This is a genomic window from bacterium (assembly GCA_024228115.1).
Classification (GTDB): Bacteria; Myxococcota_A; UBA9160; order UBA9160; family UBA6930.
This window is the reverse complement of the sequence record JAAETT010000018.1, coordinates 1-4165: the sequence shown is the minus strand read 5'-3', so window position 1 is coordinate 4165 and position 4165 is coordinate 1. Positions and strand designations below refer to the sequence as shown.

Sequence of the window (4165 nt, the reverse complement as noted above, 5' to 3'; positions counted from 1 at the left end):
TCCGATTCAGATCTTCCGGGTCGAAAGGTCCTTGACCCAGGGCGAACGCCCTCCCGGCTCGACCGGAGGTCGAGCCTCGGCGCGAAGCGCCGACCTTCCCGTGGCCCGTCCGACCTGCGATTGGGGTCCGCAGGGGCGTGACCGAATTCGTGAACGAGCACCACCATGTATTGGATCAGCACCTGGAGGAATGGCAGGAATTGGGTCAAGGCTGCCAAGCCAAATCCGATGGCTGCGGCCCGACGGCCGGAGGCGTCGATCTGTCGGGTGGCGGCAGTATCCAGGCCTTCTTCCGCTTCCGGTTCGGGCCCGGCGATCGGGGGCGGTTCCGGGTTGGCGGGTCGGAGCCGTGCGAAGATGACCCCGCAGCGCTCGCATTCGGCACCGGGAAACACCTGATCGTGGTTGCATTGCGGACAGCGCATCTCGCCTTGCTGAAGGTCGGCCGGGCGGGCCGACGCCTTGATCCGGCGCCTCGTTTCCTGGAACCGCGGCTTTGATGCCGCACCTCGTTCAGTCGGGCCCACGGCCTGCCCTGCTCGAGGGCCCACCAGAAGATCTTATCGGGATGCTCTGAGCGCTCTCAAAAGCCGAGGCCGCGGTTGCGCTCGCTCCAGCTGCCGCTTCCGGCCTTGAACGTGAGCAGACGTCGGCTGGTGGTGAGCGTGGCCAGGTTGCCCGTTGCCACGGCGTCCTCCAATTCTTCCTGGAGCCGGAGTGACGTCTCGAAGAAGCCGCCGCGGAAAGGAGAAAGGCCAAGCGCGCGTCGCTTGGTCGCAACGATGGCCACGTTCGCTCCGACCGCTCGGGCGAGTGGCTTCTCCCCGGGGCCGAGATCCGATTCGACCAGATTCCGGCTTCCTCCGTCGAAGCCGATTGCGCGCCGGTTGGTCAGCAACAAGGCCACCCGCTCGCCGAGCAGAGGCTCTTCGAGAAGCCGCTCTCCGTGACGAAAGCGGAGCCGCTGCCAGGATCCCGAACTGACCGCCACGGCGAGCATTCGTCGGTCGGTGACGACCACGCCCACTCGGCCGCGCGTGCGTTGCAAAATGACCTTCTCGTGCAGTTCGAGGCGCAGGCCGAGTTCGTGGCCGCTCTCTCCGTCGATGGCCAGGAGCTCCCGGTCGACGAGCACGATCTGCAACACATCGAGGGTCGATGTCTCGCCGGGGCCGGCGAAGGAGGCTGTGGTCGGTGTGAGGACGAGTAGCCACAGAATGGCATGGGGAGTCCAGGTCATGGTGGATCTACGCGTCCCTGCTTTCCTGATCCCACGAGCCTATCAGACGCCCGATGAGTCCCTACAGTTCTCGGGATGTCTCCCCGCTGGCGTCGCCGATGGATGCCCTGGCACCTGACGATGGGTGTGCTTCTCGCGCCTTACGCGCTCGTATACGGCGTGAGTTCCCTGCTGCTGAGTCACCCGACGTTGGCGCCGGCGCGCAGCCGAACCTGGACGGAGCAGATCGAGGTACCGCCGGCCGCAACGGCGGAGCTGCGCGCCCTCGGGGCTCGGGATGCACTGGGCCTCATCGGGGGCGTGCCGCCGTGGCGAATCGAGAATGAAGCAGACGGATCCTTGCGCTTTCGTGTCGTGCGACCGGGCCGGGTGTACGACGCCGAGTGGGATCCGGATACCGGGAAAGCCACCGTGAAGGTGCGAGATCGGCGCCTGCCCGGAATCGTTGCGGGGCTGCATGGGCTTCACGCGTTACCGGGCTCGGGATTAAGAGTGGCCTGGGGTGCCTATACACAGCTCTCCCTGGCAGGCTTTCCGTTCTTGATCCTGAGTGGGTTGTTTCTCGACGGAGCCCGTTGGCGACAACGACCGGCAGGGGCCTGGCTCACGCTCGCCGGGTTGTTGGGGGTCTGCGTGCTGGCCGGATGGCTGGCGTTTTGAAATCCAAGGACGTCATGCGCTGGTTGCGCGACCTTCACCGTTGGTCCGCGCAACTCCTGGGCGCGGCACTGATGCTCTACACTGTGACGGGCGTGGTGCTCGCCTACCAGGTGCCGACCGCAGGGAGCGACGAGACGGGCTGGGACGTGGAGCGATTCCGAGCCGACGCGCCGACCGGGGCCGATCCGGAGGCTGCCGCGCTCGATCTGGCGAGCTCCCTGGCACCCCGTGCTCGGGTCGACAGGCTGCAGACGGATCAAGCCGGGACGAGGGTCGAATTTCGGCGGCCCGGTCGGCACGTGACCGTCACGCTCCCAGCGGGCGCGCGCCAGGCCGAGGTCGAGCTGAGGGTGCCCGGCCTCGCGGCACGAGCTGGCGAACTCCACGGGCAACGGAAATACCGCGGCGGAATCGCCTTCGTCCTGTGGGCGGCTCTCGCGGATGCCTCCGCCCTGGTGCTCCTGCTCTTCGCGACGAGTGGCGTGCTGCTGGCATGGCGTAGTCACCCGCTCCGCACGGTCTGGATCTTCGGTGGAGCGAGTGCGTTCACGCTGGCCGCCATCTTCCACCTCTGGCTGCTGCCCTGAACCCCCGACGGCCCCAGCCTCAAGGGCTCGCTCCGGGGCGTCGACGTAGAGGGGGTGGGAATCCGCCTCATCGCATTGATCGTCGTGTGGGCGTTCGCACCGCTTTCAGCGGCGAACGCGGAGATCTATCGCTGGGTGGATGCCAACGGCACGCACCACTACACGGATCGGGCGGAAGAGGTACCGCCGGCCTTTCGAGGGCAGCTCCAGCGACAGGGCGCGCCTGGTGGCAGTGGGCTGACCGCGATCGACGGTCTGGACATCCTTCCTGGCGAAGCGGACGGGACTTCGGCCGGCCAAGCCTCGGAGGGCTGGGAGACGCCGGAACTCCCGGGCGAGTTGGCGGAGCAGGCACAGGCATGGTTGGAGACTGCGGGCGCTGCATTGATCGGCGGTCTGATCTTCTTCGGCCTGGTGGTATTTGGTGTGTTCGTCGCGATTTCCGCGCTCTTCCTCTTGATAGGCTGCCGGGTTGTCGGACAAGAGCGGCCGGGTTTCAAGAAGGCCTACGGAATCGTCCTGGTGCAAATGCTGGCGGGGGCCCTGGTCGCCGCGGGTCTGGTGTTGGTGGCGGGCCCAGGGGAGACGACGGATCTGGGGGGTCTCGTGGCCTATCAGGCCGTCAGTGGCGGCCTCGGTATCCTGGTCAACGCGCTGGTGCTGCGTGGAATGCTCACGGACTCCTTCCTGCGGGCGTTGGGGATCGCCATCGTGACGATGCTGATCATCATCGGTGTAGGAATCACGCTGGGGATCGGCATGGCGATCCTGGTGCCGCTACTCGTGGTCGCTGCCGGCTAGCTGCGAGGGTTGGCACCCGACGCGGCGACGGCGATGGTTGAGGCTCGATGACCGCGCGCAACGATCACGGCTGGTGGCCCTACCTCGCTCCCTACGGCCTGTTCTTGGCAATCGCGGACCTGGGCGGCCGGATGCCCGAGAGCGCGACGCCCTTTGTCCTCATCCTGCGCGTCGTCGTGCCCGGCGCACTGCTGCTCTTCTTCGCATCACGTGGGCGCTATCCCGAGCTGCGCGGGTTCCGACCCGGGGCGGCAGGCTTCACGGACATCGCCGCCGGATTGGCGGTTGCGGCGCTCTGGGTCATGCCTTACCTCGTCTTCCCGAGCTTGCCGCAGCCGGCGGCGGCCGAAGGCTTCGATGCGCGCGTCCTCGGTGAAGGCCGCGAAGCCATCACCTTGACGATTCGGGTGATCGGCTTCGTGTTGGTCACGCCCTTCCTCGAGGAGCTCTTCGTCCGGAGCTTCTTGATCCGCTATGCCGAGGTGTACGACACCGGCGAGGATTTCCGAACCCTGCCCATGGCGCGATACCAGCGCCGCGCGTTCTGGGTGACCGTGTTGTGGTTCACCTTCACGCACGCCCAATGGGAGTGGCTCGTGGCGTTCCCGACGGGGATCGTCCTGAACCTCTGGCTCTACCAGCGCGGGCACCTGGGCGCGCCCATCCTCGCCCATATGGTGGCCAACGGAGCGATTGCGGCTGCCGTCCTGTTGGGCCCCGATGTGCTCGGGGCATTCCTCTAGCCCGGAAAATTCATGAAGAAGTCTCGTTCTTGAATTGAAGAAGGCCCCAGTTGCGGTAGAAACGTGTTGCGACACCCGTTTCCCCTCAACAAGGGCCCCTTCATGAAGCCGGATTCTACCGCACAGACTGTCAC

6 protein-coding genes are annotated in these 4165 nt (G+C 66.3%); 5 read left to right on the top strand and 1 reads right to left on the bottom strand.

The features are described 5' to 3' along the window. The first annotated feature begins 137 nt into the window (after positions 1-137). Entirely contained in the window at positions 138-500 is a 363-nt protein-coding gene (locus tag GY937_00510; GenBank protein ID MCP5055188.1) for a hypothetical protein, read from the top strand. A gap of 83 nt (positions 501-583) precedes the next feature. Here the strand turns inward: GY937_00510 and GY937_00505 are convergent, their stop codons facing one another. After that, on the bottom strand, positions 584-1240 hold the full coding sequence (locus GY937_00505; protein MCP5055187.1) for a hypothetical protein: 657 nt from the start codon (positions 1238-1240) through the stop codon (positions 584-586). A 75-nt stretch (positions 1241-1315) separates the two neighbouring features. On the opposite strand from GY937_00505, the gene GY937_00500 reads away from it, so the two are divergent. The 4 genes from GY937_00500 to GY937_00485 are packed head-to-tail and all read left to right on the top strand — an operon-like array spanning position 1316 to position 4031. After that, positions 1316-1900, top strand: a complete 585-nt coding sequence (locus tag GY937_00500; protein ID MCP5055186.1) for a hypothetical protein — start codon at positions 1316-1318, stop codon at positions 1898-1900. Positions 1901-1914: 14 nt separating this feature from the next. Then, a complete protein-coding gene (locus GY937_00495) occupies positions 1915-2487 on the top strand; it encodes a hypothetical protein (GenBank protein ID MCP5055185.1) in 573 nt (190 codons plus the stop codon). A gap of 54 nt (positions 2488-2541) precedes the next feature. Beyond that, positions 2542-3288 (top strand): DUF4124 domain-containing protein, encoded by a 747-nt coding sequence (locus GY937_00490; protein ID MCP5055184.1) that lies wholly within the window; start codon positions 2542-2544, stop codon positions 3286-3288. Positions 3289-3335: 47 nt separating this feature from the next. Next, the gene (locus GY937_00485) at positions 3336-4031 is read left to right on the top strand and encodes a CAAX prenyl protease-related protein (GenBank protein MCP5055183.1); all 696 of its coding nucleotides are present in this window, start codon (positions 3336-3338) and stop codon (positions 4029-4031) included. Positions 4032-4165 lie beyond the last annotated feature (134 nt).

Excerpts from the sequence above, each read along its gene's own strand:
- GY937_00505 (MCP5055187.1), bottom strand. The coding sequence starts at position 1,240 with ATGACCTGGACTCCCCATGCCATTCTGTGGCTACTCGTCCTCACACCG.
- GY937_00500 (MCP5055186.1), top strand. The coding sequence starts at position 1,316 with ATGTCTCCCCGCTGGCGTCGCCGATGGATGCCCTGGCACCTGACGATG.
- GY937_00495 (MCP5055185.1), top strand. The coding sequence starts at position 1,915 with ATGCGCTGGTTGCGCGACCTTCACCGTTGGTCCGCGCAACTCCTGGGC.
- GY937_00485 (MCP5055183.1), top strand. The coding sequence starts at position 3,336 with ATGACCGCGCGCAACGATCACGGCTGGTGGCCCTACCTCGCTCCCTAC.